We start from the raw sequence: 25,343 nt of genomic DNA, 5'->3' as shown, positions 1-25,343 counted from the left end.
AATGTCCTTGCTTTTTTCGTACTAAAATAAAATTTTTAAAACGGTGATTAAGTTGATGGACGATTAGGCCCATCTAATTTTTTATCTCCAGTCGTGAAGCGACCTTTTTCTTCAGTTGTTTGTTGTTGTTTGCCTTTTGGTTTTTTTGCCATTTTTAGCACCTCCTAGTAAATAGTTTGTTCAAACCTTTTTGTTTCATTCAAGTAATAAGAAATGTCGAAGAATGCTTTTTTTCACTTTCTTTGACGAATAGAAACTACTTTTGTCAAGTGGGAAGGTAATCAAATTTATTCAGAGAATTAGTAGCATAAAGAGGAGGGAGAAAGATGAAAAATATCATTGAAAAGAGTGTAATCGTAGGAAAATTAGCTGAATTAGAACAAGAACTTTTTGCACTTGAAGGTGTTTTTTTAGAGAAAATTTCGACTCAAAAAATGGAGATGAAATTAGAGGAAGATGCACTTCAAATTGACAAGCAGCTAACAGAAATGATTTCTAGAGTTGATAGGGATAGAGAAGCACATCTAAATAATGATAATAATCAGTTTCATGCTTCCTGCTTTCCTTTTATAGCAACAAATCTAAAATATGCGAAATAAATTTGTATCTGATATGATTAGATCTGAGGTGAACTTCATGAATCTAATTTCAACATCAAAAGATCTTCTGCAACAATTAAATGAATGTAAAGATAGATTTGAAAAAATTATTCAAAAACCAGAAAAAACAGAAGCTTTATTTTATAAAGAAGTAAGACCTGCTTTTGAGTTGGTCATGAATCAGGCGAATAAATGGAAACCCTTAGCTGAAGCATGGGTAAAGAATCGAAAACCTAAATATATCCATCTTTCACAAATTGAATCAACAATTGAAAATATTGAACAAATTGTGTTGCAATCTTTTTATAAAGATATTAATAAGCAAAGATTTCACAATTTACATCATTCTGTCGAATATATAATTAAAAGTATTCTTGCTGAAATTGATGACGTGCTTTGACGTTCAAACTCTAGATAACCACTATTGAAGGAAAAATGATAAAGTAAGTTAGCATTTATTTCACTTTTCCTTATATCCGTTGATCAATCTCAGTGTTTCAATTATAAAGGACAATTCTCCAGCTAAACGACGGGTATTGTCCTTCAAGGTTATAAGAGGGGAAATTCTCCATGTATTCCAAGGAGGATTGTTTTTCGTTAACTTTGTAATAGTCTTGATACTGATTTTTACACGAAAGGAAACACACTGTGAATCGAATGTGTTTCCCTTACATATGTCTTTAAAATGTAGACGTTTATATATTTGAAAGGTACCTTTACATATATTAATTCAATTATTATATTCTTATTTCTCGACTTTAACTGTCACAGGAGCTTGATTTTCGCTTGCAACCGGTTCAATAGCATATCCTAAATGTTCTATTTTCTTTTCTACAACCTGTTGACCATGTTTTGGAATTGTTGGTTCATGTCCTCGTTCTTTATGATTAAAATGTTTTCCTCTAGCCATGCTCGAAAAACCTCCTTTAATTGTTACACTTCTAATATGAGCAAATTCACACACAAACATGTATTCAATTGTTTCACCAGATGGGCATTTACATCATATAGTAAAAACAACCAAGGTTCCGATTATTGGAAGGAGGAAGAAAATTGAATCAGCAATATCCAATTTTTCATAGAAGACCAAGAAGAAGTCAAAATGGATTTTATCAGCCTTTTTCATCTATTAATCCATATGAACAGCCGTCATTTCAACAATTTGCGCAAAATGAGCACCCTTCTATGTTACAACATTCGTTCCAAAACCAATACCAGCCCCAGCAACCATTTCAACAAGTATATCAACAACCATATCAAAATTCGTTTCAGCCCTATTATGGAAATGGTAGTAATATAAATGGGCAATTTGTAAATACACCATATCCGACACCATATCCAAAACCAGCGCCAAATTTTAAACAACAGCCTACGGGAATTCAATCGGTCATTTCACAATTCAAGAAATCAGATGGGCAACTAGATATTAATAAGATGATGGACACTGCAGGACAAATGATGAGTGCTGTAAACCAAATGGGGGGGCTTTTTAAAGGAGTGACCTCAATGTTTAAGTAATTCATAATTTATGTTTTATACACGGGCAGTAATACCCTCCAATATGCTTAGTAGATCACGAAGCAAAGGTGGTGGGTTACCGCCCGTCATTATGTGAAAAAGACATGATCTTTTAGACAGGGTAATTAGAAAAGAATACTTACCGTATACTCTTTTTAAAATTGGATTCCAGTAATTGTTTGACTTCATTATAGGATAATCCAGATTTTGCATTTAAGCGTTTGACTTCATTCACATCAGTATTAGAAAATTTCTTTGTGCTAAAAGGTTTCATTATGCTCATATCCTAATTGTTTATCCTCCATTCGTTCTTTTCTTACACGAAGTGCATAATTAGCACTCTGTAAGTTGGTGATGGCAATTGAATTTTCAGGACAAGCGAACTCTCCGTTTTGATGGGATTTTAGTTTTTCAACAAGGACATTAATTACGTCTTCAACTTGACAGCCATTAACCCCTTCTTTATCAATTGCTCCTGTTTGGAATTTGATATTGATGTAATGATTACTGTTTCTATTCATGAAAGCCTCCATTTGAAAATTTAGATTAACAATTCATAAACTTCATTTAACTGATTACCTCTTACAAAGTCTTGTTCATCAAATGCGTATTTAATTTCATCTGGTAAAATATTGTTTAAAAATTGAATTTCTTCCTCATCAAGTGCTAGGACAAAATCCTTCTCTGAGTTAAATTGCCCTTTTTCTATTTTCTTGCTGATTCTACTACCAACAGAGCTTCTATCATAATTAGATAAAGATTCAATTAAATATCCAATTGTAAAATCCATGTCCATCAGTCCTTAAAAAAGTTTTTAAATCTTGTTGAAGAATTCCTATTCGTTGCATAAGGATTTTCTTTTTCGTTATTTTCTTGATCTAAATTTGTTTTTATCACAAGAGTAGGGGATGATGTTGGCTCCGCTATAATACGATCTGTTAGTTCATTAAAGTCAGGCAGCTCTATTTTATGTTTATCCATTTTCACACCTCCAATTATAGTGTTTGATGTGATAACTTTTTCTCTCACGTTAATATTTGGTTTTTTTTATTAGTCATTTTTTTCACCTAATGTGAAATCATATATTTGAGGAGTGATTTTATGGGTGTAAATAAGCAAAAGCAAATTCAAAAAAACGACGTAACAACATCAGCAAAAGATTTAGCTAAAGATCCAACCCCAGAAGAAAATCCAAAGTATGGAAGTAAATCACATAAAAACAGCTAAGGTCAGACTCTTCGTCTGACCCTTTACAATATGTGGTGATGATTATGTTCAATCTTCATCGATAAGAATTTTCTTTGCCTTTTTAGGAATAGTGACTGTTAATAAGCCTTTTTTAAATTTCGTTTTTATGTCATGTTCTTTTACCGAATAAGGGAGTAGAATTGTTCTTGATATGCTATCGAGGGATGTAAAATTTCTAAATGTCGAAGAATTTTCATTGAATTCTTTTATTTCTTCACGATTTGTAATTGAAATTGTTAAATACTGATCAAAAAGCTCGAGTTTAATTTGTTCTTTTTTTACTGGAGGAATTTTTAAATTGATGACACATGTTTTATCTGTTTCAAAGGTATTAACATTAATATGGTGGTGTGGAAAAGAATCTGTAATCATCGTATCAAATTCATTCATAAATTGCTGTAAAGGCTCCGAGCGGAAAAACTGATCGACAATTTGAAAAAAATCAAGCTGCTCACTTTGTTGTTGAGTGTTTTGCTTAATTAAATCATTTTTCTTACGCAAAATTATAGCCTCCTTATCATGAATCATTTAAAATTATTATATGAAGAGTTAGAAAAAAGGTTAAATATACTAACTTGTTCTAAAGATTAAGAAATGAATTTTCGTTTTAAAGGAAAGTGAAGGGGTAAGTTAAAAATAAAAAGAGTTTCACGAAAAGAGGCGGTTATATGATTAAATCATTTTTTAACAAAAAGAAAAAGGTAACAGAGGAATCAATTACAGCTCCATTAACAGGAAGGCTATTAAACCTTGAGGAAGTACCAGATCCTGTTTTTTCTCAAAAATTAATGGGAGAGGGAATGGCAATTGAACCGACTGAAGGGACGATTGTAGCTCCTATAGATGGACAAGTTATTCAAATTTTTCACACGAAGCATGCAATTGGACTTCGTTCAGCAGCAACTGGGATTGAGTTGCTCATTCATATTGGACTTGAGACAGTAAATATGAAAGGTGAGGGTTTTGAAGTACATGTTAATGAGGGACAGAAAGTCCAAGTTGGTGACAAATTAATTACGGCAAACCTTTCCTTAATAAAAGAAAAAGCAGCAAGTACAATTACTCCTATCATCATCACGAATTCGGACATCGTAGATAAAATCGATAAAGCAACTACCACTGATGATGTGTTAAAAGGCTCTTCACAAATATTTGGTGTCCAAATAAAATAAATGAAAAAAGCAGAAATTTTTCTGCTTTTTTTGATACAAATTATACCTCTTTCCTTACGAACGTTTATTCGATAAAATAGATTATACGATCTTAGGTCGAGGAAATGAGGTTGTATAAAGATGGAATTTAGAAAATCATTATCAAATTTACTTGATTCTTTAAAAAATGACCAAGAATATAGTGAACAAATTGTTCATTGGCATACAATACCACCAAAAGAAGCTGATCTCGTAAAATTACCGTCTGAGTTAGACAAACGATTGAAAACAACTTTGCAATCGAGAGGTATTACGGCATTATATACACATCAAGATGAAGCTTTTCAGCTCGCAAAGAACGGTTCACATTTTGTTGCTGTTACACCTACAGCATCAGGGAAAACATTATGTTATAACTTACCTGTATTACAACAAATTTTGAATAATGAAAATAGTCGGGCATTATATCTTTTTCCAACAAAAGCTTTAGCTCAAGATCAAAAATCCGAACTGAATGAAATCATATCTGAGATGGGTGTTCAATTAAATTCATATACATATGATGGTGATACTTCACCTTCGATTCGTCAAAAAGTCAGGAAAGCAGGACATATTGTAATTACAAATCCTGATATGCTTCATTCAGCTATATTACCGCATCATACCAAATGGGTATCTCTGTTCGAAAACTTAAAATACATTGTTATAGATGAACTTCATATTTATAGAGGAATATTTGGGAGTCATGTTGCAAATGTCATCAGACGTTTAAAACGAATTTGTGCATTTTACGGAAGTAACCCACAGTTTATATGTACCTCGGCAACAATAGCTAATCCAAAGGAATTAGCTGAAACTCTGACAGGTACATCAATGGAGCTTATCTCTAAGAATGGAGCGCCATCTAGTAAAAAACACTTTATCTTTTATAATCCCCCAGTTGTAAACAAACCTTTAAATATTAGAAAAAGTGCAACACTAGAAGTCCGAAAGCTAGCTGGTCAATTTCTTAAAAATAAAATTCAAACAATCGTATTCGCTCGAAGTCGGGTGAGGGTTGAAATTATTTTAACGTACTTACAGCAATTGATAAAAAATGAGCTTAAGCAAAAATCAATTCGCGGCTACCGTGGTGGATATTTACCGAAACAAAGACGAGAAATCGAACAAGGTTTACGAAATGGAGAGGTGCTGGGTGTTGTTAGTACAAATGCCCTGGAACTTGGTGTTGATATCGGCAGGCTTCAAGTTTGCATTATGACAGGCTATCCAGGGACAATTGCAAGTGCTTGGCAGCAAGCAGGCAGGGCAGGCCGGAGACAGGGCGAGGCTGTCATCATAATGGTAGCAAGTTCAAGCCCGCTTGATCAGTACATCATCCAAAATCCTCGTTATTTCTTCGATCAAAATCCTGAAACGGCGATTATTAATCCAGAAAATTTAGTCGTACTCGTAGATCACTTAAAATGTGCTGCATTTGAGCTTCCTTTTAAAGATGGTGATACGTTTGATGGATTAGAGTTAGAGGATATTTTACAGTTTTTAGCAGAAGAGCGAGTGTTATATTATAATGATCACACCTATCATTGGATGAATGATTCATTTCCTGCCCATAATATTAGCCTTCGTTCAGCATCACAAGAAAATGTGATTATTATTGATCAAACCAATATTGCACATGTAAAAGTAATCGGAGAAATGGATCGATTTAGTGCGATGACACTCCTTCATGATGAAGCGATTTATTTACATCAAGGCGTTCAATTTCAGGTGGAAAAGCTTGATTGGGAAGAAAAAAAGGCGTTTGTAAGAGAAGTCGATGTTGATTATTTCACAGATGCAAATTTAGCTGTACAACTGAAAGTTCTTGAAGAGGATTTATTACAAGAAAAAGAAAATACTGTATATGGTTTTGGTGATGTAACAGTACAAGCAATGGCAACAATTTTTAAAAAGATAAAATTTGACACACACGAAAACATAGGATCCGGACCGATTTATCTACCTGAGGAAGAGCTGCATACAAATGCTGCATGGATGAGTTTACACGGTAACTTAAAGTCCAAAATGTCAGGAAAACGTCTTGAGGAATCATTAATTGGGGCAGCACATGTTCTTCAGCATGTCGGGCCATTAAAAGTAATGTGTGATCCTTCTGACTTACATGTTATCGCCCAAATAAAATCTGTCCATAATAATAAGCCTACCATCTTCTTATATGATCGATATCCCGGAGGAGTCGGATTGGCAAAAAAAATCTATGAAACAATGGATTCCGTCCTATATGAGGCAATAAATTTATTATCACAATGTCCATGTCTTGAAGGGTGTCCTTCATGTATTGGGACTGAAAGTATCTCAAATTCTATAAAAAATGATACCCTTCTTCTTCTTAAAAGCTTAAAGGATGAATCAATATGACATTAAAAAATAAATTAAATCGTTTAAAAAAGCATGTAGTAAGAGAAGAACATAATTCTATGAAGGAATTAGACGATCATAAATGTGTAGACCCTTTATGGAATGATCATCAATCAACCAATTATTCTTACGATGGCCAACACTGTATCATTAGGGAAGTTACCTATCCACTTGAATACCAGCATGGACTTTATCAACTTGGTGAATTTCATTCCATTGTATCGTTGTGGAACGAGAGTGACTTGTCGCACCCATTATCATGTAAAGGTCATCGTGCAAATGAACTATTTTTCTTTGATACTGAAACGACTGGACTCGGAGGAGGAGCAGGGAACACCATTTTTTTATTGGGTCAAGCCCAGGTTTTCCCAGATCGTGTTGTTGTGAAGCAGCATTTATTACCTAAGCCAGGTAATGAGGTTGCTTTATACCAAAGTTTTCTTCAAGGTATTAATAGTAAAACACTTGTCACATATAACGGAAAAGCTTTTGACTGGCCGCAGGTGAAAACTCGCCATACATTAATACGAGAATCAGTTCCTAGTCTTCCGGCCTTCGGACATTTTGATTTGTTCCACGCAGCTAGAAGGCTTTGGAAGAATGAGCTTGAATCAGTCCGTCTTGCAAATGTTGAAAAAGAAATTCTTCATATTTCTCGTGAAAATGATGTACCAGGCTTTTTAGCTCCTATGATTTATTTTCAGTTTGTAAAAGATCAAAAACCAGAGGTTATTATGGGTGTTTTAAAACATAATGAAATTGATGTTTTATCACTAATCACACTATATATCCATTTATCATTAAAGATATTAAAAACAGATAACGAGGCATCTGATGCTGAACATTTTGAAATTGCTAGATGGTTAGAATATGTAGGTGATGAAAAATCAGCTATACATGCGTACAAATCTTTAATGGAAAAGGGATCTGAAAATAAGCTTGAGGCGAAATTTGCACTTGCTATTCATCATAAAAAACATAAGGAATGGAATGAAGCTATTTCAGCATGGAAGGAGATCATTCAATCATCAAGAAACGAGGTGATTGTAAGAAAGTCAATGATCGAATTAGCTAAATATTATGAACATAAGAAAAGAGACTTTGAACAGGCGCTTCACTATAGTGTTCTTGTCTATAATAGGTTTAAAGAAAGTGATCATATCTCTGTCAGTTCTCAGGTGGATGAAATAGAAAAACGAATGGCTAGATTGAAGAGGAAATATTCCCCGGGTAAGCGCAAATAATGAGGAGATTCGCCAAAAATCTTAAGAATTTATGAATTTTTTTAATTATGCAAGATAACGATTGTAGATTTGTGGAGAACGATGTAAAATAGGGCGTTGTATAAACAATGTAGAGGGAGAAGAAAACCGTGTACAAAAGTATTTTTTACTTATTTTTCATCGTTGTTGTTTTAACCATTTTTATTTTGACAAACTTTAAAGACAGTTTCTATGCGTTTTTATAAAAATTAGGTACTTGCATTAGTACATGTATATCCCTTTCATCATAGGCTAGAAGTGTAAGCTAGATATTGATGGAAAGGAGAATAATTATGCATTGTAGACCAAAAGTATTAGCACCTATCGTACACCCTACTAAATGTTGTGTTCAAAATAATTATGCTGAAACAATCGTGCCACATATCCATCCACAACACACAACTATTGTAAACCATGATTTTTATAAGCACCAACACTATTTCCCGCAAACTCAATCAGTTGAGAACGAAGTAACACATCAACACTTTAATGTGTATGGCCAACCAACTCCAGGTTTTGGTGGTTTCGGAGGTCCAAGACCTCGTCCAGGATTTGGCTTTGGACCATTTGGTCGATAGTTTTTAAGAGTGGAGCTGATCCTTCAGCTCCTTTTTGTTAAACATAGTGTATGCGGATTAACTGTTTACTTTGAGTATTAGCGAACAAGAATTACAGGAGCTGCAAAAGGAAATAACCGCCCAAAAATTCATGTTTCTTACGTAATATATAGCAATAAAAACGATTTTTTATGAGGTTAAGGAGATAAATGTGAAGGTATTAACAATCTCTGGTTATAAATCATTTGAATTAGGAATATTTAAAAATGATGATCAAGCAGTACACTATATAAAAAAGGCAATCGAGAAATCATTAATAGAATATGTTGAAAATGGGCTGGAATGGGTAATCATAAGTGGACAGATGGGTGTAGAATTATGGGCAGCTGAAGTCGTTTTTGATCTGCAGCTTCAATATCCAGATATTAAACTCGCCATTTTAACGCCATTTCTGAATCAAGAAAGTAAATGGAATGAAACAAATAAAGAATATTATGAGTTTATTTTATCACAGGCTGATTTTGTTGATAGTATTACAAAAAGGGAATATGAAAGCCCGTTACAATTTAAACTTAAAAATGAATTTCTCCTTCGAAAAAGTGATGGGCTTCTCCTCCTTTATGATGAAGAAACTCAAGGCTCACCAAAATATTTATTAGAAGCAGCAAGAAAAAAACAAGAATCGACAGATTTCTTTATTTCTCTACTCGCTTTTTCCGATATACAAGTGATTGTAGAAGAAGAAAATATGAAAAATGAAGATTATTGGTGATTTATGTAAAAACATTCTAATGTAGTTGAAATTGACAATTTGTAAGATTTCTGAAAAAATATAGATTGATGATTTCGCTATGATGAGGTGAAAAATATGCTTTCGGATAAAATTAAATTAACGGCTAAGGAAATACTAGAAAGAGAATTCAAATCAGGTGTAAGAGGATATAAACAAGAGGAAGTTGACAAGTTTTTAGATCTTATTATAAAAGATTATGAAACATTCCATCAAGAAATTGAAGATCTTCAACAAGAAAACCTTCGTTTGAAAAAACAATTAGATGATACATATAAAAAACAGCAACCTGTTCAAACGAACACAACAAATTTCGATATTTTAAAACGATTATCAAATTTAGAGAAACATGTATTTGGAAGTAAACTGTTCGACTGATTATTCCTTTTTTTTACACTTGTTTTATTGAAGAATTTTATGTATACTTAGTTTTGTTGTTTCATTAATGACGTTCAGGTAATCGCTGCAATCTTTAGGGTTGTAGAGGAAAGTCCATGCTCGCACGGTGCTGAGATGCCCGTAGTGTTCGTGCCTAGCGAAATCATAAGCTAGGGCAGATCGAGCTTTTTGCTCGGCTGACGGCAGGGAAAAAGCCTAAGTCTTCGGATATGGCTTGAATACCTTGAAAGTGCCACAGTGACGGAGTCTTACAAGAAATTGTAAGAGTGGAACGGGGTAAACCCCACGAGCGAGAAACCCAAATAATGGTAGGGGCACCTTCTTGGAGGAATTGAACGAAGAGGAGGACAGAGGTATTTTAATACTTCTGTAGATAGATGATTACCACCTGAGTACGAGGCATTGCCGTTTGCAGTACGAAGGCACAAAACATGGCTTATCGAACGTTATTAATCAGTATGAAATTCAATGCGACAGGGGCTGATGTAATCAGCCCCTTTTCATTTACATATTTTAAGGTTAGATCATAGTAAATTAGACAATGATGATAGATAAATCACATAAGTCTTACTAAAGGAATTTATGAAACATACGTTAGGTAGGGTGAAAAAATGAAAAAGCTATCACTTATTGCAACATCGGCAATGGGACTTGAGGCGATTGTCGGAAAAGAAGTAAAGGATCTAGGATATGATTGTAAGATTGAAAATGGCAAGGTTACTTTTGAAGCGGATGAATTAGCGATTTGCCGATCTAATTTATGGTTGAGAACAGCAGATCGTATCAAAATTAAAGTAGGAGAATTTCACGCCAGAACCTTTGATGAGCTATTTGAAAAAACAAAAGCTTTAAACTGGGGTGATTACTTACCTGAAAACGCAGAATTTCCTGTTATTGGAAAATCAGTAAAATCTACTTTAGCAAGTGTGCCAGATTGTCAGGGAATTGTAAAAAAAGCGGTTGTAGAAAAATTAAAGACACATTATAAAACAACTGGTTGGTTTTCAGAAAATGGACCACTTTACCGCATTGAAGTTGCACTATTAAAAGATATTGCCACAATTACGATTGATGCAAGCGGTACTGGATTACATAAACGCGGCTTCCGAATTAACCAAGGTGGAGCTCCGATAAAAGAAACGCTCGCTGCTGCACTGATTCTATTAACGAGATGGACACCAGATCGTCCATTTGTTGACCCGTTTTGCGGATCAGGTACAATTCCAATGGAAGCAGCACTTATCGGTCAAAATATTGCTCCAGGCTTTAATCGTGAATTTGCTTCGGAAAATTGGCATTGGATAGGAAAAGATAAATGGGATCTAGCAAGGCAGGAAGTGGAAGAAAAAGCAAATTACGATCAGCCTCTAGATATACAAGCATCTGATATAGACCATCGAATGATTTCAATCGCAGAAGCAAATGCAGAGGAAGCAGGATTGCGTGATTTGATAAATTTTAAGCAAATGCAAGTTAAGGATTTTACAACGACAAAGGAATTCGGTGTCATTGTCGGAAATCCGCCGTATGGTGAGCGTCTGGGCGAAAAAAGAGCGGTTGAGCAAATGTATAAAGAGATGGGTCAAGCATTTGCTCCATTGGATACATGGAGTATTTATATGCTTACTTCTCATGAAGGTTTTGAGGAGCTGTACGGAAAACCAGCAACAAAAAAACGGAAACTATTTAATGGTTTTATCAAAACTGATTTTTATCAATATTGGTCTAATGTACGTCCTCCGCGTAATAAGGATTGACAAAACAATAAGATGTTTGTAAAAAAAACTAGTAGGATTCTGTTCATCATTCTTGATATAATCAAGAAAATGGGAGGTGAAAAAAATGTCCTCAATTATTGAACAGCTTGGACCAAAATATTTTTCTTTAGAAGCTGCCCGTGTGGATGCTAGTCCAACAGAATTTATTATTACGAATGATGATGGAAATACATACTATATTGTGACTCCTGAAAGATTAACAAACGAGATAGTTGAACTTGGATATAAAAAGGTAGAAGGCGAAGAGTAAATTTCTCTTCGTTTTTCTTTTTAGCATAGAGTTTATCCAATTTCATGAAAAGTTTATATACCATCTCCAAAAAACACTCCTTTCATTTGCCTCTAAACCTCCTTTTTATCACCTATTCTTCTAAGTTTATGATTAGTTCAGCATAAATTTAATTGAACTTGTCTAAAATAAAATCATCATGTTAAGTACTATATATAATCCCCTACAACATAAAATGGAATAAATAGTATATTTTTTAGAAAATGAATTATTTTGAAAGGTGGATTGTTTATATGTATGATGATCAGCAATTTCAGCTAATTTCGAAGGCATTAAGTTCAACCAAGCAATCGTTAGTAGAACAAATTGGGTATGAATCTTCTGCTGTTCTTCAGATTGGACAGGCAAAAGAAGACATGATTAAAGCTCTTGCACATGCTTCCTCAATTGATCATCAACTTATTGTAGATACATTATTTGATGAATAAGAAAATGATCTTTTATTTGTAGCAGGTTTTAAAAGAAAATAACGGATGTTTTTATAATAAATGGAGTAGCCGGATAGGCTTACTCCATTTTTCATGAATAACTATTTGACTTCTTATTAAATTAATAAGATAATTATTTATTGCGGATAAAAACGAAATTGAAAAATACTGGAGGAAGCGTACATGGTAACAGCACGTTTGCCTTTTACGATATCAAAGGATGAGAGCTTTTATCAAGCTTTAAATAACTGGATAGGAGATGTATTTTACGACATCCTTCCTGAAAAAGGCTTTGAGGAAAGAGACGAACAAATTTTTATGGCCTTTCAATTGGAGCGGGCCTACCAAGAGAAAAAAGTCATGTTCGCTGAAGCAGGGGTTGGAACAGGGAAAACAATCGTATACCTGCTATATGCATTATCTTATGCTAGATATACTGGTAAACCAGCAATTATTGCTTGTGCAGACGAAACATTAATTGAACAATTAGTAAAACAGGAGGGCGACATTGCGAAGCTTTCCAAGTATCTAGATTTACAAATGGATGTACGATTAAGTAAATCACATAGTCAATATCTCTGTTTAAATAAACTAGATGAGGCAATACAAAAAACAGGTGATGAAAAGTACTTAGATTTATATCAGACATTACCCGATTTTGTTCACGAAAAAGCGGGTATGCAGCAATTTTCAGCATATGGTGATCGCAAAGAATTCGGTCATCTTAATGATGAGGAGTGGAACAAGATAGGCTGGGATACCTTTCAAGATTGTTTTACTTGCTCACAAAGACATCGTTGCGGGTTAACATTGTCGCGCGATTATTATCGAAAGGCAACCGATATTATTGTTTGCTCACATGATTATTTTATGGAGCATGTATGGACCTATGACTCTAGAAAGCGTGAAGGGCAAATGCCATTACTTCCTGAGTATAGCAGTGTTGTGTTTGATGAAGGCCATTTATTGGAATTTGCAGCACAAAAGGCACTTACATATCGAGTCAAGCAAAGTTCATTACAAGTCTTTCTTGAAAGACTGCTTCAAAATGAAATTCGAGAAGAACTAGCCTATTTAGTAGAAGATGCATTAGCTATAAATGATGAATTTTTTGATGAATTACAAGAATGTACTACACAAGTAGAAGGTTCAAATCGCCTAAGAATACATAGCAAGACAAGGCTTCAATCAACGGCAAAATTACTTCAGCGTAAATTATCTGAAATTAGCGAAGCACTTGTATTTGAAGGCGAGCTATTTACAATTGGTGACTATGAATTAAAAATTGTTGAAGAATATATTGATCAAATGGAGTATTCACTATCATTATTTAATCAAAAAAATAATGCTGTAAGCTGGGTTGAAGTGAAAAATGATGATTATAGTTTAGTGATTATGCCTCGAAAGGTTGAAGAGGTGTTAAAGGAGAGTGTATTTTCTAAGAAAATACCGTTTATTTTCTCTTCAGCAACTCTATCAGAAGGTAAATCCTTTGATTTTATAGCAAAAAGTTTAGGAATTAGTGATTATTTATCGCTTTCTGTAGATTCGCCTTTCGATTATGAAGAGCAGATGAAAATATCTCTTATTAATGAAGAAGAAGAGATGAAAAAATTCTCCAAAACACTAGAAGAGTTAAAACGCACTGGCGGTAGAGGTCTTATTCTTTTTACATCCCAGCATGAATTAAAATGGTTCAAAGAAAATCTTGCATCTGTAAGTTTAGATTTTCCTGTTCTTTTCGAGGGTGATAAAGAAATAAGTTCATTAGTGAAAGAATTCCAGCAAAACGAGGAAACTGTGCTTTGTGCTGTTCATTTATGGGAAGGTCTTGATATACCAGGTCCATCTCTTTCGAATGTAATCATCTGGTCACTTCCATACCCACCTGAAGATCCTGTTTTTGAAGCAAAAAAATCAGATAAGAAAGATCCTTTTACAGAAGTAGAATTACCATATATGCTGTTACGATTAAGACAAGGGATTGGAAGATTAATTAGAACAAGTCAAGATAGCGGATCAATAACGATTTTCTTAGCTGAAAAAGATCAGGAAATCATCGCGAAAATTAAGTTGGTTTTACCTATAGAGCCTGTTGTTGAATAGACAAAAACAATTGTTTTTGTCCTATTCTTTTTTATCCAGCATTACTTGGGAAGACACGCCATCTTTTCAAAAAGTTTGACAGTCTTGCTACAACTTTATACGCTAGAAGTGAATAGACAAAGGGAGTGATGAAAGATGGGTCAAATTGAAAAAGATTTTCTCGAATACATAAAAAAAATGCAGGCTTATGAGGAAGCAATTAATGTTATGTACTGGGATATGCGCACAGGCGCACCTAAGAAGGGGATTGATCAACGTTCAGAAGTTATAGGTATGCTTTCAACAGAAGCATTTCAAATGTTAATATCAGACAAAATGAATGATTACTTAACAACTTTATCGCAAAATGATGTGTATCAAGGGCTAAATCCTGTCACAAGAAAAGCGGTGGAATTACTAAAAAAAGAATATCGAAAAAATAAAGTTATTCCTGTCAATGAATATCAAGAATATGTTGTTCTTTGTTCAAAAGCTGAGTCAGTATGGGAGGAAGCAAAAGCCAAATCTGATTATACCCTTTTCGCACCGTATTTAAAAAAACTAGTCGATTATAACAAAAAGCTTATAACATATTGGGGTTATGAAGGAAATAAATACAATACATTGTTGAATGAATATGAACCTGGAGTAACTGTTGATATATTAGATAAAGTATTCTCAAAAATTCGTGAAAAAATTGTCCCGCTTGTGAAAGAAATTTCCGAGTCCAAACAAAAACCAACAACAGATTTCTTATATGATCACTTTCCTAAAGAGAATCAGAAAAAGCTAAGTGAATATTTCATAAAAGAACTAGGCTATGATTTTGATGCAGGAAAACTAGATGAAAGTGTTCATCCATTTGAAATAACCCTTAATCGTGGTGATGTAAGAGTAACAACTAAGTATGATGAGAATGATTTCCGAACAGCTATCTTTGGAACAATTCATGAGTGTGGGCATGCAATTTATGAACAAAACATTTCTGAAGAGCTAGAAGGTACGTTTTTATGTAGTGGTGCGTCTATGGGAATTCATGAGTCTCAATCATTATTTTATGAAAATTTTATCGGGAGAAATGAAGGCTTTTGGAGACGTTATTATAAAAAACTTCAAGAATACTCATCAAAGCAATTTGACGAAATAAGTCTTGAAAAATTTTATCAGGCAATTAATGAATCAAAACCTACGTTAATCCGTATTGAAGCAGATGAATTAACATATGCACTACATGTCATGGTGAGATATGAAATTGAAAAGTCACTTTTTAATGATGAAATAACAGTTGATGAACTACCACGTATTTGGAATGAGAAATATCAGGAATATTTAGGAATCACCCCACCAAATGATGCAAAAGGCATTTTACAAGACGTTCATTGGGCAGGAGGTAGCTTTGGCTATTTCCCTTCTTATGCATTAGGCTATATTTACGCAGCACAGATAAAACATGCGATGTTAAAAGATTTTCCACATTATGATGAGCTTTTAGAAACGGGTCAGTTTGAAAAAATAAAAAATTGGTTAACAACAAATATTCATCAGTATGGAAAAACAATGCAACCTCTCGAAATTTTAACAGCTGTAACAGGCGAAGGTTTAAATGCCCAATATTTAATCGACTATCTTGATGAAAAATATAGAGAAATTTACCAATTATCCTAGTCTTAACTGTTAAATCCCACTACAAGACTTTAAGAAATATAGAAGATGGGTGGAGGGAATTGCTCAGGTGGACATCTCACCTTATAAAGCCGAACAAAGAAAGCGATTAATACGCTTTCTTTTTGAATTTTACGAATATTCACATCCTGTTTCATCGAAAAAGTTCGTGTTTTTCTTATGAAAGTATTTGCAATTCACATATTTATTGATATAATTTTTTTAAATTAATAAAGCACTCATATAATCGTGGAGATATGGTCCACAAGTTTCTACCGAATAGCCGTAAATTATTCGACTATGAGTGGGGTTAAATGTTCGCCATTTTTTTATGGTTCAATGTAATCATAAAAGCGGCATTGCTTCACTTATAGATGAAGCAATGCCGCTTTTTTTGTTATTTTTTATAGTCGTTAGGAGGACGAAAATGAAGGTACTTAGAGAAAAAATTCAAGATGAAGGAATTGTTCTTTCTGACGGTGTACTAAAAGTTGATTCATTTTTAAATCATCAAATTGATCCATATCTTATGAAAGAAATAGGTTCAGAGTTTGCGAGATTATTTAAGGCTGAAGGTATTACAAAGATAGTAACAATCGAATCATCAGGGATTTCTCCTGCAGTTTTTGCCGGTCTTGAACTTGGTGTTAAAGTGATCTTTGCAAGAAAGAAAAAATCATTAACATTAACAGATAATTTACTTGTTTCATCTGTCTATTCCTTCACAAAACAGGAAGAAAATACGATTACTGTTTCATCACAATTTATAACAGAATCAGATCGAGTCCTCATCATCGACGACTTTTTGGCAAATGGGGAGGCTGCGAAAGGATTAATCGAAATTGTGAAAAAGGCTGGAGCATCTGTAATAGGTATTGGAATCGTTATCGAAAAATCCTTTCAAAAAGGTGCTGAAGAATTAAAAGATTTAGGATACAGAGTAGAATCACTAGCAAGAATTAAGTCCTTAACAGATGGGAAAGTAAGATTTGTAGAAGATCAGGTGGAGGTTAGAGTATGAAACAATCATTAAAAAACCTTTCTTTGGGAATTCAACATGTGCTAGCAATGTATGCAGGTGCTGTAGTTGTTCCGTTAATTGTTGGAAGTGCAATTGGCCTTTCTGGTTCACAATTAACGTATTTAGTTGCAATTGATATTTTTATGTGTGGAATTGCAACCTTTTTACAAGTATGGAAAAATCGTTTTTTTGGTATTGGTTTACCCGTCGTTCTAGGTTGTACATTTACTGCAGTTGGTCCAATGATTGCAATTGGTAACGAATATGGTGTGTCAGCTGTTTATGGAGCGATAATTGCTTCTGGAATAATTGTTATTCTTATCTCAACTATTTTTGGAAAGCTAGTTCGTTTTTTTCCACCGGTAGTAACTGGTTCAGTTGTGACAACTATAGGTGTAACATTAATTCCTGTAGCTATGAATAATATGGCTGGAGGCCAAGGCAGTCCTGAATTCGGTTCAGTTGAGAACGTTGCTCTTGCATTTGGTGTGTTGTTTGTTATTATTCTTCTTAATCGGTTTTTTACAGGTTTTATTAGAGCGATTTCGATCTTAATTGGGATCATCTTAGGGACAGTTGTTGCAGGATTTATGGGGATGGTCAATCTTCAGCCAGTTTCAGACGCATCATGGTTTAATATTGGACAGCCTTTTTATTTTGGGACTCCAACCTTTGAGCTTGCACCTATTTTAACGATGACAATCGTCGCAATTGTTAGTATGGTTGAATCAACAGGTGTTTATTTTGCACTTAGCGATATATGTAATAAAAAAATAAATGAAAAAGATTTAGCGAGAGGATATCGTTCTGAAGGACTTGCATACTTACTTGGTGGAATATTTAATGCTTTTCCTTATACGGCTTTTTCTCAAAATGTTGGACTTGTGCAAATGTCCGGTATAAAAACAAATCGTGTTATCTATATCACATCCATTTTACTCATTTCACTAGGTCTAGTTCCGAAAATTGCGGCATTAGCAACAGTAATCCCTTCTTCCGTATTAGGTGGAGCAATGGTTGCTATGTTCGGAATGGTCGTTGCTTATGGAATCAAAATGCTTAGTCAAGTAGATTTCCGTTTACAGGAAAACTTACTTATCGTTGCATGTTCAGTTGGTTTAGGCCTTGGAGTAACAGTTGTACCAGATATCTTTGCAGGACTTCCAGAATCACTTAAAATATTAACAAATAGTGGTATCGTGGCTGGAAGTATATCAGCTATTGTTCTTAATATTTTGTTTAATGTTATACCATTTGGCAAAGAAATAAGTAATCAAAGTGAAGAAACATTACAACGTCAAGCTTCTTAGAAATGATGTAAAACCCCATTTTTTATCCAACATTCTATTAGTAAAAAACGTTAAAACGTTACCTACATTTTCGTGTCATAGACATGGATTTGGAGGTGACGTTTTTAATTTTATGAAAAGAAAAAGAATGACTGTCAGAGTAAACTCTGTGAATGAGAATGAAGGTAAATCTTTTAATTTTACCTTTGAGCAAGCATTTGAATATTTTATTTCTGCTAAATCCGAAGGTTTACGTGAAGGAACTATTGGTACTCATTATGAACATTATGGTTTTTTTACAAAATGGTTGGAAGAAGCAAATTCAAAAATTAAAAGGGTTAATGATTTAGATATGAGTATTATTAGAGATTACATTAATTACATGAAGGAAGATCATTTTAATTGCAAAACCAAGAAAAGTGGACTTTCAACACAAACCATTAATGGAAGGATAAGATTCTTAAAGACTTTCTATAATCTACTCTTTAAAGAAGAGATTTCAAATACTAATCCTGCCGAGCAGATTAAATTACTTAAAACTTATGAAACGCCATTTGAACCATTAACAGAAAAGGAAATGATGGATTTATTGAATGTACCTGATTTAAAACAATTTCCTCAATGGCGTGATTATTGCATAATGATGCTTTTATATGACAGTGGTATGAGAATAAATGAGGCTATTAATCTTACAAAAAATGAAGTGCATTTTAAGGCTAGGAGAATTGTGCTTCCTGCTGAAAGAAATAAAACACGTAAACCTAGAATTATTCCATTATCAAATCATGTTATCAAACTATTGTTGGAATTAATAAGTGAAAACGAAGTGAATTTTGAAAGTGAATTCGTCTTTCTTAATTGGTATGGAGAACAATTGGCTGAAGACTCATTTCGGAGGAATTTGAAGAGGTACGTAGAAAAAGCTGGAATAAAAAAACATTTTTCTTGTCACGATTTTAGAAGACAGTATTGTACTGAATTCTTAAGTCAGGGTGGATCGTTGTTTGCGTTGCAGTCCATCGTAGGTCACTCGCAAATTTCTACTACTAGAAAATATGTCAGATTTGATGAACAAACCATTAAGAATCAACATGAGTTATATTGTCCAGTAGTTAAATTAAGAAATAAATTTAAATAGTAATATAAACTCAATTACTCAACAATGAGGGGGATTTACATGCAAGCGAAAGCACTGGAGCGTGATGCCACAAAGGAATATATTTCAAAACTTGAAAAGGAATTTATGAAATTACAGGTGTATGCAATGGAATAAGCGAAGGAGAACTATCTTAAAATTGAATTCATTTTAAACAATGAGGTTATTATTGATAGCTATTGTAACTATCTAAGAAAGTTAACAGTAGATGGAATTGAAGATGACTATATGGGTGCTCATAACTTGTTTGGATATTTTAATGGGATTGTAAATGGAGTACTGGATCAGAGGTACTATGGTGAGTTGTATGAAGCGACTGTATATTTAGCGCATTGAGTAATAATTCAGAAGAAAATAAAACCCTAATCAAAATGACTAGGGTAAGGATTATTATCCAGCTTTATTAATAGTAGAAATTTGTGAAATAATATCTCTTTCAATTTCTTCATTTAGTTTATCAACTTTGCTAACTAAACATACAATACCATCAATTAACGGCCAAATTCCAAACGTTGCCCATCCTAAAAGTAACATTGCGACTGCATAACCCGTTTGACCTAGATAAAAACGATGTGCTCCAAATGTTCCAAGAAAAAACCAAAATAAGAAAGTGATACCTTTTGACTTTTTCTTTTTGTCAAACTCAGAAGCTAATATGGCTTGTTGATGTTGGTCTAGATTCTGTTTTAGATGAATGTTCTGACTCATTTTTCTCTCCCGTTCTAGTACTAAAATACTAATAAAATTATAATAACAGAGTTTATTATACATTTACCTATTAAATCCAGCAATAATTTTTTGTATAAAAAGGAAAATATTTCGTACTAAAGACACTTAGTCAGGTGATCAAATGGTCTTAGTGAGTGTGGATCTGCTATCCAAGTTATAGGATGTACAAAAAAATTAGGTTTAGTTTGAATATGGAATGGGCTAAATTTGATGGGGGAATAATTATGGACATAATGAATTTAATTGTTTTGTATTTATCCATAGTAGTTGCGAGTGTCTATTTAATCATTATATATCAGGCAAATAGACAAAAACGTTTAAGACAAATAGAAGAACGCTTAAGTCTATCAGGCAGTAGAGATATTGACCAAATGGATGGTATAGAATTTGAGCGTTATTTAGTAGTGCTTTTTAAAAAGCAAGGGTATCAAAGCAAGACATGCACCTGCATCTAATGACTTTGGTGCAGACTTAATATTAGAAGGAAATGAACGGATTGTAATTCAAGCTAAAAGATACAGTAGCAAAGAGGGAATTAAAGCAGTTCAAGAAATTTATTCAGCAAGAGGTTATTATAAGGCTCAAACGGCTTGGGTAATAACAAACAACTATTTTACATCTCAAGCAATAAAACTTGCAGAATCAACTGATATACAACTTATAGATCGGAATAAGTTGGTTGATATGATTTTAAATTCTAATAATCCAAAATAAAAATAAGGTGTAAAAGAACTATATAGTGTGACTGTGCGGTGTGTCCCAACTTGGGCATTCCCTTTTTATTTTCCAAATTATGTAATGGAAAAAATAGCGAGCTGTATGTGCAGCAAGGGAAGAAATTCATTTTTTGGCTGTTGAAACTCAAGAATCATTTGAGTATTTAAGTAATTATTTTAGGAAGTTACATAGGAGGTATATTAAAAAAGGGTCTTAAGTTCTTCTAAGACCTAATTTTGATAGAAGTTTGCACATTCACACTACAATATGATACAACCTAAAAGGAGCTAATTACAGGAGGTTGTTCAAATGGATGAAATTAAAGACTTATTATCTAGAGCGATAAAATCAAATAAAGAAATTATAAAAGGCCAGGAATTCAGTGTACAAGCGAATCTAAAAGGAACTGATGATTACATAAATCTTTATGCCAATGGTGCGGTAGTAGCTGTATATGACGTAAATGATCAAGATTTAAATATAATCAACTATGACTATAAGAAAGAGGTAAAGTTTTTTGGTGAATGTTTAGAAGATGAAGGTATGGAAGTTTATTTAGATGAAGGTTTAATGAATTAACACTCTTTAAAGGGTGTTTTTTCTTTCTACATAAATTCTAAAATTTCATTTGAAATGATTAGCACAACTTGTCAACCATTCTTTATCTCTAATCTTGTCGAATAATGGTAGAATGATAGATGAGATTAGGGGGAATTAATTATGAGTAAAATTAAATTTAAAAAACAGCTACTAGTTACATTGGGAGCTACCATCTTATTAGTATGGTTTTCAGGTACAAATACTTTTGCTGACAGTAAAAAGCAACTCGCTCAAATGGTTATGGATCATGAGCAGAAAATCGCTTCTCTTGAAGAAGTAATTAACAATCTTGATTCTGGTTCAGAGGAAGAAACGTTAGCACAGATTTAAAACAAGCATTGAATAAAGAAGTTGATAATTATATCAATAATAGAGCTAGTACATCTCATTGGGATGGAGAAAAAACAGTAACACTCAATATTACTGATTACGAGATTAAAGAAACAGATGGAAAAGTAATATTACAAGTATTCACTGAAGGTAGTCATGATTGGACTTATACTAGAGATGGATATGGAAATGTAGGAATAGGTCGTACATTTGCTTATAATTTAATTTGGCATTTTGATGCTACAGCAAAAATGTATGGTGTAGAAATGAATTATGAGTTTTATGAGAACGGTGAAAGAATAACATTGTTTACAAAAATTAATTAATATTTGAAGTAAGGACACTCATTTTTTAGAGTGTCTTTTTCTTTTGTTATTCAATTTATGCTCATTATGCAAATTGACTAGTGACCATAATGTTCTTGTATAGCGCTTATCAGCTTTAGATTTGATTTTTCTCTGTCTCACTCTCTCTTTGTCTATGGTTGCAAAGTCATTTTAGTGCTTTAGATAAATTATGACATTTTTACTACAATTATGACAAATTTTACACTAAATTTACAATAGTTGTGGTAAAATTACACATGTAAAATTATGGGGGAGGAATATACTGTGAAAAAATTATTGGTATTATTAACAGCTTTATTATTGTTAGTATTAGGAGCTTGCGGAAATTCTGAAGTTTCTACTGGTGGAGATGGAAACTCAACTGAAAAGAAAGAAGAAACTACTGAGCAAGTTGAAAATGACGAACCAAAAGAAGAAACTGGTAAAACTGTAGATGCTTCAGCTCAGTCTGTAGAAGCAGCAGGAATGAAAGTAGGATTAGGTGAAATTAAAATTGCCGATGATAAAATTTCAGTAGGAATTAACTTAGAAAATACAACAGATGGAGCGTTAAGTTTTTACCCTGATCAAGGAAGCGCAGTAATTGGAGATATGCAATTATCAGCTAATATGTTTATGACTTCTGGTTCAGTTGGTGGAGATGTTCAAGGAGGAGTAAAACAAGAAGGTGTAATTGAATTTCTACCGCCAGAAGGAAAAACAATTGATACTGAAGCTATTACTGAAATTAAGTTAGTTTTTGGTGATGTGGCTACAGAGGATTTCATGACAGTGAAACCAGTTGAATTTACTGTTCCAGTTAAATAAGGAGTGTACAATTGAAAAGAACAACTGAATTTGTATTAGGTTTAATTGGTGGAATCTTTGGTTTAATAGGAGCTGTTATGGCAATATTCGTAGGTGTGTTAGACGAAGCTTTCAGTGGTAGTACCGAAATTAGTGGATTAGGTTGGTCTGCTGTATTATTATCAATCTTAGGAATTGTTGGATCTGTTATTGTAAAGCGTAAACCTAAACTTGGTGGAGCGTTTATGACGATTGCAGCAATTGGCGGAACAATATCAATTTTTGTTTTCTACATTCTACCAGGTGTATTGCTCTTTATTGGTGGAATAATGGGATTGTTTAGAAAAGATAAAACAAAAAGTGTCGAAGCCTAGATAACTATTTTAAAGTTTTAAAAGTGATACTACATTCAGCTAAATTAGTATATTTTTATCAATTTATAAAACCAGTGAAACTATTCACTGGTTTTTATAAATAATTTATACTTCAATTACTCTACTGGTGTAAGTTTAACTTTTGCTTCAGTTTGAATCACATCGCCATCAACGGTAAAGAATGTGTAAGAATCTTCACCATATGACCCTAAGATCGTATTAACCTCACCAACTCCGTCTACAAAAAAGTTGCTTCCTTCACCTACTGGAGTTACCGTATAACGACCTTGTGGAATATCCTGACCAACTATATATTGACCAGCACTTAAAATCTTTGGTTCTTCGCCAGTTTCAATTAATCTACCTTCCAAAGATGCCAGTTCTGCGTTTTTATCTTCAATTTTACTATTTAAATCATTAATCTCTGTGTTTAATTTAATAAGATTACTCTCTGCATCCATTTTATTTTCAATAATGGTTAAAGCTTCATTTATGTTTTAAAAATATTGAAGGAAAACAATCTTGATACATTTGCTGTAAAAATTATGGATCATGATATCAACATTGCAGGTGTACATAAGAAAGGCGAGTAAATTTCAACACTTTTATTTTTGTGTAGGAAATTATTGATAGTTGTACAATGGTAAGTATAATGAAAAATATAATTTGTCATGAAAATGTAGTTAACTTAATAATATGTTGGATTATTTATTATACTTAAATGCTGAGAATATGGGGTTTTCAGCATTTAACATCACCCTGGCATTTTCTCAAAATGTTGGACTTGTGCAAATGTCCGGTATAAAAACAAATCGTGTTATCTATATCACATCCATTTTACTCATTTCACTAGGTCTAGTTCCGAAAATTGCGGCATTAGCAACAGTAATCCCTTCTTCCGTATTAGGTGGAGCAATGGTTGCTATGTTCGGAATGGTCGTTGCTTATGGAATCAAAATGCTTAGTCAAGTAGATTTCCGTTTACAGGAAAACTTACTTATCGTAGCATGTTCAGTTGGTTTAGGCCTTGGAGTAACAGTTGTACCAGATATCTTTGCAGGACTTCCAGAATCACTTAAAATATTAACAAATAGTGGTATCGTGGCTGGAAGTATATCAGCAATTGTTCTTAATATTTTGTTTAATGTTATACCATTTGGCAAAGAAATAAGTAATCAAAGTGAAGAAACATTACAACGTCAAGCTTCCTAATAGTTCATATAAGTAAAAAAACCCGTTAGAAACTTTCTAACGGGTTTTTTTTATCCTTCAATTATTCGTTCTTTTTGTTCTAAGTATTCATCTTCTGATAAGATTTCCAAGTCTTTTAATTCTTTTAATTTTTTCAATTTGTCAAAGTTGTCAATTGTTGAATCAATTCGTTGTCCTTTTATTTCGTCAATTTTATTTTCAATCGTTATTTTTAGATCTAATGCTAAATCTTTCTCAATTTTTGAAAATTCAATTGTATTTTCATGTTTTTCATTTTTATTTTGATTTTTCCCACAATCTAAAACAATATGACCATTAGATGCTAAACCAGGATTTTTCAAATTTACATTCGAAATGTTTTTGAATTGAATAAGTTTTATTTTGTTAAATTTTCCTAAAAAACCATGATGAATAATTTCAATGCTGCTTTGATACAAGTATACGGTTGTTTTACTGCCTTTTTTAAAAATATATTCTTTAAATGCCAACTCAGCCATAGAATACTCCTTTACTTATCAATCTACTAATTTCACTATTAATATTTTACCTAAAAATCTTTGAAAAGTTAAGGTGCAAAAGTCGAGTGTAGGCCAGG

The 25,343-nt window shown here is 33.2% G+C and carries 34 protein-coding genes, 1 other RNA gene, 1 pseudogene and 1 riboswitch; of the genes and pseudogenes, 27 read left to right on the top strand and 9 right to left on the bottom strand.

The window, feature by feature from the left end:
* Positions 1-47: 47 nt before the first annotated feature.
* A complete protein-coding gene (locus GMB29_RS27085) occupies positions 48-152 on the bottom strand; it encodes a spore protein (RefSeq protein ID WP_196305193.1) in 105 nt (34 codons plus the stop codon).
* A 174-nt stretch (positions 153-326) separates the two neighbouring features.
* Here GMB29_RS27085 and GMB29_RS16355 point away from each other — a divergent pair, with 174 nt between their 5' ends.
* Together GMB29_RS16355 and GMB29_RS16350 are read left to right on the top strand one after the other, a co-directional pair.
* Positions 327-599: a hypothetical protein gene (locus tag GMB29_RS16355; RefSeq protein WP_136351044.1), complete on the top strand. Its 273-nt coding sequence runs from the start codon at positions 327-329 to the stop codon at positions 597-599.
* A 37-nt stretch (positions 600-636) separates the two neighbouring features.
* The gene (locus tag GMB29_RS16350; RefSeq protein WP_168733736.1) at positions 637-999 is read left to right on the top strand and encodes a YppE family protein; all 363 of its coding nucleotides are present in this window, start codon (positions 637-639) and stop codon (positions 997-999) included.
* Positions 1,000-1,344: 345 nt separating this feature from the next.
* Here GMB29_RS16350 and GMB29_RS27080 read toward each other — a convergent pair whose 3' ends face one another.
* A complete protein-coding gene (locus GMB29_RS27080) occupies positions 1,345-1,509 on the bottom strand; it encodes a hypothetical protein (protein ID WP_168733735.1) in 165 nt (54 codons plus the stop codon).
* Positions 1,510-1,652: 143 nt separating this feature from the next.
* On the opposite strand from GMB29_RS27080, the gene GMB29_RS16345 reads away from it, so the two are divergent.
* Positions 1,653-2,117 (top strand): YppG family protein, encoded by a 465-nt coding sequence (locus GMB29_RS16345; protein ID WP_136351042.1) that lies wholly within the window; start codon positions 1,653-1,655, stop codon positions 2,115-2,117.
* A 260-nt stretch (positions 2,118-2,377) separates the two neighbouring features.
* Here GMB29_RS16345 and GMB29_RS16340 read toward each other — a convergent pair whose 3' ends face one another.
* Genes GMB29_RS16340 through GMB29_RS16330 form a run of 3 tightly spaced genes read right to left on the bottom strand, consistent with a single transcriptional unit; the run spans position 2,378 to position 3,098 of the window.
* A complete protein-coding gene (locus GMB29_RS16340; protein WP_136351041.1) occupies positions 2,378-2,638 on the bottom strand; it encodes an Acb2/Tad1 domain-containing protein in 261 nt (86 codons plus the stop codon).
* A gap of 20 nt (positions 2,639-2,658) precedes the next feature.
* Positions 2,659-2,907 (bottom strand): sigma-G-dependent sporulation-specific acid-soluble spore protein CsgA, encoded by a 249-nt coding sequence (locus tag GMB29_RS16335; RefSeq protein ID WP_136351454.1) that lies wholly within the window; start codon positions 2,905-2,907, stop codon positions 2,659-2,661.
* Between the two features lie 5 nt (positions 2,908-2,912).
* Positions 2,913-3,098, bottom strand: coding sequence for a hypothetical protein (locus GMB29_RS16330; protein WP_136351040.1), 186 nt, complete (start codon positions 3,096-3,098; stop codon positions 2,913-2,915).
* A 120-nt stretch (positions 3,099-3,218) separates the two neighbouring features.
* On the opposite strand from GMB29_RS16330, the gene GMB29_RS27755 reads away from it, so the two are divergent.
* Complete coding sequence (locus tag GMB29_RS27755) at positions 3,219-3,344, top strand: hypothetical protein (protein WP_264766582.1); 126 nt, start codon at positions 3,219-3,221, stop codon at positions 3,342-3,344.
* 48 nt (positions 3,345-3,392) lie between these two features.
* On the opposite strand, the gene GMB29_RS16325 is transcribed toward GMB29_RS27755, so the two are convergent.
* The gene (locus tag GMB29_RS16325; protein ID WP_168733734.1) at positions 3,393-3,866 is read right to left on the bottom strand and encodes an Hsp20/alpha crystallin family protein; all 474 of its coding nucleotides are present in this window, start codon (positions 3,864-3,866) and stop codon (positions 3,393-3,395) included.
* A 167-nt stretch (positions 3,867-4,033) separates the two neighbouring features.
* Here GMB29_RS16325 and GMB29_RS16320 point away from each other — a divergent pair, with 167 nt between their 5' ends.
* The 15 genes from GMB29_RS16320 (at position 4,034) to GMB29_RS16250 (ending at position 19,635) form a co-directional block, all read left to right on the top strand.
* Positions 4,034-4,537, top strand: a complete 504-nt coding sequence (locus GMB29_RS16320) for a PTS sugar transporter subunit IIA (protein ID WP_136351038.1) — start codon at positions 4,034-4,036, stop codon at positions 4,535-4,537.
* Positions 4,538-4,657: 120 nt separating this feature from the next.
* Positions 4,658-6,937: a DEAD/DEAH box helicase gene (locus GMB29_RS16315; RefSeq protein ID WP_136351037.1), complete on the top strand. Its 2,280-nt coding sequence runs from the start codon at positions 4,658-4,660 to the stop codon at positions 6,935-6,937.
* Entirely contained in the window at positions 6,934-8,181 is a 1,248-nt protein-coding gene (locus tag GMB29_RS16310; RefSeq protein ID WP_136351036.1) for a ribonuclease H-like domain-containing protein, read from the top strand. The genes GMB29_RS16315 and GMB29_RS16310 overlap by 4 nt, the downstream gene beginning before the upstream one ends.
* A gap of 311 nt (positions 8,182-8,492) precedes the next feature.
* Positions 8,493-8,777, top strand: coding sequence for a CotD family spore coat protein (locus GMB29_RS16305; RefSeq protein ID WP_136351035.1), 285 nt, complete (start codon positions 8,493-8,495; stop codon positions 8,775-8,777).
* 190 nt (positions 8,778-8,967) lie between these two features.
* Positions 8,968-9,528, top strand: a complete 561-nt coding sequence (locus GMB29_RS16300) for an SLOG family protein (protein WP_136351034.1) — start codon at positions 8,968-8,970, stop codon at positions 9,526-9,528.
* 96 nt (positions 9,529-9,624) lie between these two features.
* Positions 9,625-9,924 carry a cell division regulator GpsB gene (gene gpsB / locus GMB29_RS16295; RefSeq protein WP_136351033.1) on the top strand — a complete coding sequence of 100 codons (300 nt, stop codon included), beginning with the start codon at positions 9,625-9,627 and terminating at the stop codon, positions 9,922-9,924.
* A gap of 70 nt (positions 9,925-9,994) precedes the next feature.
* Positions 9,995-10,389: RNase P RNA component class B (rnpB, locus tag GMB29_RS16290), an RNA gene on the top strand.
* Between the two features lie 167 nt (positions 10,390-10,556).
* A complete protein-coding gene (locus GMB29_RS16285) occupies positions 10,557-11,702 on the top strand; it encodes a THUMP domain-containing class I SAM-dependent RNA methyltransferase (RefSeq protein WP_136351032.1) in 1,146 nt (381 codons plus the stop codon).
* A gap of 85 nt (positions 11,703-11,787) precedes the next feature.
* Positions 11,788-11,973: a hypothetical protein gene (locus tag GMB29_RS16280; protein ID WP_136351031.1), complete on the top strand. Its 186-nt coding sequence runs from the start codon at positions 11,788-11,790 to the stop codon at positions 11,971-11,973.
* Between the two features lie 272 nt (positions 11,974-12,245).
* Positions 12,246-12,440 (top strand): hypothetical protein, encoded by a 195-nt coding sequence (locus tag GMB29_RS16275; RefSeq protein ID WP_136351030.1) that lies wholly within the window; start codon positions 12,246-12,248, stop codon positions 12,438-12,440.
* Positions 12,441-12,623: 183 nt separating this feature from the next.
* Entirely contained in the window at positions 12,624-14,546 is a 1,923-nt protein-coding gene (locus GMB29_RS16270; protein WP_136351029.1) for an ATP-dependent DNA helicase, read from the top strand.
* 135 nt (positions 14,547-14,681) lie between these two features.
* Entirely contained in the window at positions 14,682-16,190 is a 1,509-nt protein-coding gene (locus GMB29_RS16265) for a carboxypeptidase M32 (protein ID WP_136351028.1), read from the top strand.
* Between the two features lie 216 nt (positions 16,191-16,406).
* Positions 16,407-16,508, top strand: a riboswitch (purine riboswitch).
* Positions 16,509-16,614: 106 nt separating this feature from the next.
* A complete protein-coding gene (locus GMB29_RS16260; protein ID WP_136351027.1) occupies positions 16,615-17,208 on the top strand; it encodes a xanthine phosphoribosyltransferase in 594 nt (197 codons plus the stop codon).
* Positions 17,205-18,518 carry a nucleobase:cation symporter-2 family protein gene (locus GMB29_RS16255; RefSeq protein ID WP_155443911.1) on the top strand — a complete coding sequence of 438 codons (1,314 nt, stop codon included), beginning with the start codon at positions 17,205-17,207 and terminating at the stop codon, positions 18,516-18,518. The genes GMB29_RS16260 and GMB29_RS16255 overlap by 4 nt, the downstream gene beginning before the upstream one ends.
* Before the next feature lie 112 nt (positions 18,519-18,630).
* Entirely contained in the window at positions 18,631-19,635 is a 1,005-nt protein-coding gene (locus GMB29_RS16250) for a tyrosine-type recombinase/integrase (RefSeq protein ID WP_136359247.1), read from the top strand.
* A 408-nt stretch (positions 19,636-20,043) separates the two neighbouring features.
* Here GMB29_RS16250 and GMB29_RS16245 read toward each other — a convergent pair whose 3' ends face one another.
* A complete protein-coding gene (locus GMB29_RS16245; protein ID WP_136359249.1) occupies positions 20,044-20,361 on the bottom strand; it encodes a TM2 domain-containing protein in 318 nt (105 codons plus the stop codon).
* A gap of 245 nt (positions 20,362-20,606) precedes the next feature.
* Here GMB29_RS16245 and GMB29_RS27475 point away from each other — a divergent pair, with 245 nt between their 5' ends.
* The 7 genes from GMB29_RS27475 to GMB29_RS16215 all read left to right on the top strand — a co-directional run bounded on the left by GMB29_RS27475 (position 20,607) and on the right by GMB29_RS16215 (position 23,536).
* Complete coding sequence (locus GMB29_RS27475; protein WP_227551376.1) at positions 20,607-20,837, top strand: restriction endonuclease; 231 nt, start codon at positions 20,607-20,609, stop codon at positions 20,835-20,837.
* Positions 20,809-21,096, top strand: coding sequence for a restriction endonuclease (locus tag GMB29_RS27470; protein ID WP_227551758.1), 288 nt, complete (start codon positions 20,809-20,811; stop codon positions 21,094-21,096). The genes GMB29_RS27475 and GMB29_RS27470 overlap by 29 nt, the downstream gene beginning before the upstream one ends.
* Positions 21,097-21,408: 312 nt before the next feature.
* Positions 21,409-21,678: a hypothetical protein gene (locus GMB29_RS16235; RefSeq protein ID WP_136359251.1), complete on the top strand. Its 270-nt coding sequence runs from the start codon at positions 21,409-21,411 to the stop codon at positions 21,676-21,678.
* A 141-nt stretch (positions 21,679-21,819) separates the two neighbouring features.
* The gene (locus GMB29_RS16230; RefSeq protein WP_136359254.1) at positions 21,820-22,029 is read left to right on the top strand and encodes a hypothetical protein; all 210 of its coding nucleotides are present in this window, start codon (positions 21,820-21,822) and stop codon (positions 22,027-22,029) included.
* Positions 22,030-22,037: 8 nt separating this feature from the next.
* On the top strand, positions 22,038-22,355 hold the full coding sequence (locus GMB29_RS16225) for a hypothetical protein (protein WP_136359255.1): 318 nt from the start codon (positions 22,038-22,040) through the stop codon (positions 22,353-22,355).
* A 285-nt stretch (positions 22,356-22,640) separates the two neighbouring features.
* Positions 22,641-23,183 carry a hypothetical protein gene (locus tag GMB29_RS16220; RefSeq protein WP_136359258.1) on the top strand — a complete coding sequence of 181 codons (543 nt, stop codon included), beginning with the start codon at positions 22,641-22,643 and terminating at the stop codon, positions 23,181-23,183.
* An 11-nt stretch (positions 23,184-23,194) separates the two neighbouring features.
* Entirely contained in the window at positions 23,195-23,536 is a 342-nt protein-coding gene (locus GMB29_RS16215) for a DUF4064 domain-containing protein (RefSeq protein ID WP_136359260.1), read from the top strand.
* Positions 23,537-23,652: 116 nt separating this feature from the next.
* On the opposite strand, the gene GMB29_RS16210 is transcribed toward GMB29_RS16215, so the two are convergent.
* On the bottom strand, positions 23,653-23,997 hold the full coding sequence (locus tag GMB29_RS16210) for a hypothetical protein (RefSeq protein WP_227551375.1): 345 nt from the start codon (positions 23,995-23,997) through the stop codon (positions 23,653-23,655).
* 277 nt (positions 23,998-24,274) lie between these two features.
* Between GMB29_RS16210 and GMB29_RS16205 the strand changes: the two are divergent.
* Positions 24,275-24,748 (top strand): annotated as a pseudogene (locus tag GMB29_RS16205) (solute carrier family 23 protein); the annotation flags it as partial.
* 50 nt (positions 24,749-24,798) lie between these two features.
* On the opposite strand, the gene GMB29_RS16200 reads toward GMB29_RS16205, so the two are convergent.
* Positions 24,799-25,245 (bottom strand): hypothetical protein, encoded by a 447-nt coding sequence (locus GMB29_RS16200; RefSeq protein ID WP_136358132.1) that lies wholly within the window; start codon positions 25,243-25,245, stop codon positions 24,799-24,801.
* Positions 25,246-25,343 lie beyond the last annotated feature (98 nt).

It is taken from the genome of Metabacillus sediminilitoris (assembly GCF_009720625.1).
GTDB lineage: Bacteria > Bacillota > Bacilli > Bacillales > Bacillaceae > Metabacillus > Metabacillus sediminilitoris.
The sequence above is the reverse complement of the archived record's forward strand: the minus strand, read 5'-3'. Positions and strand labels throughout refer to the sequence as shown.

What these genes read in the sequence shown, in the direction of transcription:
- GMB29_RS27085 (WP_196305193.1), bottom strand. Translation starts at nt 152, where the DNA reads ATGGCAAAAAAACCAAAAGGCAAACAACAACAAACAACTGAAGAAAAA.
- GMB29_RS16355 (WP_136351044.1), top strand. Translation starts at nt 327, where the DNA reads ATGAAAAATATCATTGAAAAGAGTGTAATCGTAGGAAAATTAGCTGAA.
- GMB29_RS16350 (WP_168733736.1), top strand. Translation starts at nt 637, where the DNA reads ATGAATCTAATTTCAACATCAAAAGATCTTCTGCAACAATTAAATGAA.
- GMB29_RS27080 (WP_168733735.1), bottom strand. Translation starts at nt 1,509, where the DNA reads ATGGCTAGAGGAAAACATTTTAATCATAAAGAACGAGGACATGAACCA.
- GMB29_RS16340 (WP_136351041.1), bottom strand. Translation starts at nt 2,638, where the DNA reads ATGAATAGAAACAGTAATCATTACATCAATATCAAATTCCAAACAGGA.
- GMB29_RS16335 (WP_136351454.1), bottom strand. Translation starts at nt 2,907, where the DNA reads ATGGATTTTACAATTGGATATTTAATTGAATCTTTATCTAATTATGAT.
- GMB29_RS16330 (WP_136351040.1), bottom strand. Translation starts at nt 3,098, where the DNA reads ATGGATAAACATAAAATAGAGCTGCCTGACTTTAATGAACTAACAGAT.
- GMB29_RS27755 (WP_264766582.1), top strand. Translation starts at nt 3,219, where the DNA reads ATGGGTGTAAATAAGCAAAAGCAAATTCAAAAAAACGACGTAACAACA.
- GMB29_RS16320 (WP_136351038.1), top strand. Translation starts at nt 4,034, where the DNA reads ATGATTAAATCATTTTTTAACAAAAAGAAAAAGGTAACAGAGGAATCA.
- GMB29_RS16315 (WP_136351037.1), top strand. Translation starts at nt 4,658, where the DNA reads ATGGAATTTAGAAAATCATTATCAAATTTACTTGATTCTTTAAAAAAT.
- GMB29_RS16310 (WP_136351036.1), top strand. Translation starts at nt 6,934, where the DNA reads ATGACATTAAAAAATAAATTAAATCGTTTAAAAAAGCATGTAGTAAGA.
- GMB29_RS16305 (WP_136351035.1), top strand. Translation starts at nt 8,493, where the DNA reads ATGCATTGTAGACCAAAAGTATTAGCACCTATCGTACACCCTACTAAA.
- gpsB (WP_136351033.1), top strand. Translation starts at nt 9,625, where the DNA reads ATGCTTTCGGATAAAATTAAATTAACGGCTAAGGAAATACTAGAAAGA.
- GMB29_RS16285 (WP_136351032.1), top strand. Translation starts at nt 10,557, where the DNA reads ATGAAAAAGCTATCACTTATTGCAACATCGGCAATGGGACTTGAGGCG.
- GMB29_RS16280 (WP_136351031.1), top strand. Translation starts at nt 11,788, where the DNA reads ATGTCCTCAATTATTGAACAGCTTGGACCAAAATATTTTTCTTTAGAA.
- GMB29_RS16275 (WP_136351030.1), top strand. Translation starts at nt 12,246, where the DNA reads ATGTATGATGATCAGCAATTTCAGCTAATTTCGAAGGCATTAAGTTCA.
- GMB29_RS16270 (WP_136351029.1), top strand. Translation starts at nt 12,624, where the DNA reads ATGGTAACAGCACGTTTGCCTTTTACGATATCAAAGGATGAGAGCTTT.
- GMB29_RS16265 (WP_136351028.1), top strand. Translation starts at nt 14,682, where the DNA reads ATGGGTCAAATTGAAAAAGATTTTCTCGAATACATAAAAAAAATGCAG.
- GMB29_RS16260 (WP_136351027.1), top strand. Translation starts at nt 16,615, where the DNA reads ATGAAGGTACTTAGAGAAAAAATTCAAGATGAAGGAATTGTTCTTTCT.
- GMB29_RS16255 (WP_155443911.1), top strand. Translation starts at nt 17,205, where the DNA reads ATGAAACAATCATTAAAAAACCTTTCTTTGGGAATTCAACATGTGCTA.
- GMB29_RS16250 (WP_136359247.1), top strand. Translation starts at nt 18,631, where the DNA reads ATGAAAAGAAAAAGAATGACTGTCAGAGTAAACTCTGTGAATGAGAAT.
- GMB29_RS16245 (WP_136359249.1), bottom strand. Translation starts at nt 20,361, where the DNA reads ATGAGTCAGAACATTCATCTAAAACAGAATCTAGACCAACATCAACAA.
- GMB29_RS27475 (WP_227551376.1), top strand. Translation starts at nt 20,607, where the DNA reads ATGGACATAATGAATTTAATTGTTTTGTATTTATCCATAGTAGTTGCG.
- GMB29_RS16235 (WP_136359251.1), top strand. Translation starts at nt 21,409, where the DNA reads ATGGATGAAATTAAAGACTTATTATCTAGAGCGATAAAATCAAATAAA.
- GMB29_RS16230 (WP_136359254.1), top strand. Translation starts at nt 21,820, where the DNA reads ATGAGTAAAATTAAATTTAAAAAACAGCTACTAGTTACATTGGGAGCT.
- GMB29_RS16210 (WP_227551375.1), bottom strand. Translation starts at nt 23,997, where the DNA reads ATGGATGCAGAGAGTAATCTTATTAAATTAAACACAGAGATTAATGAT.
- GMB29_RS16200 (WP_136358132.1), bottom strand. Translation starts at nt 25,245, where the DNA reads ATGGCTGAGTTGGCATTTAAAGAATATATTTTTAAAAAAGGCAGTAAA.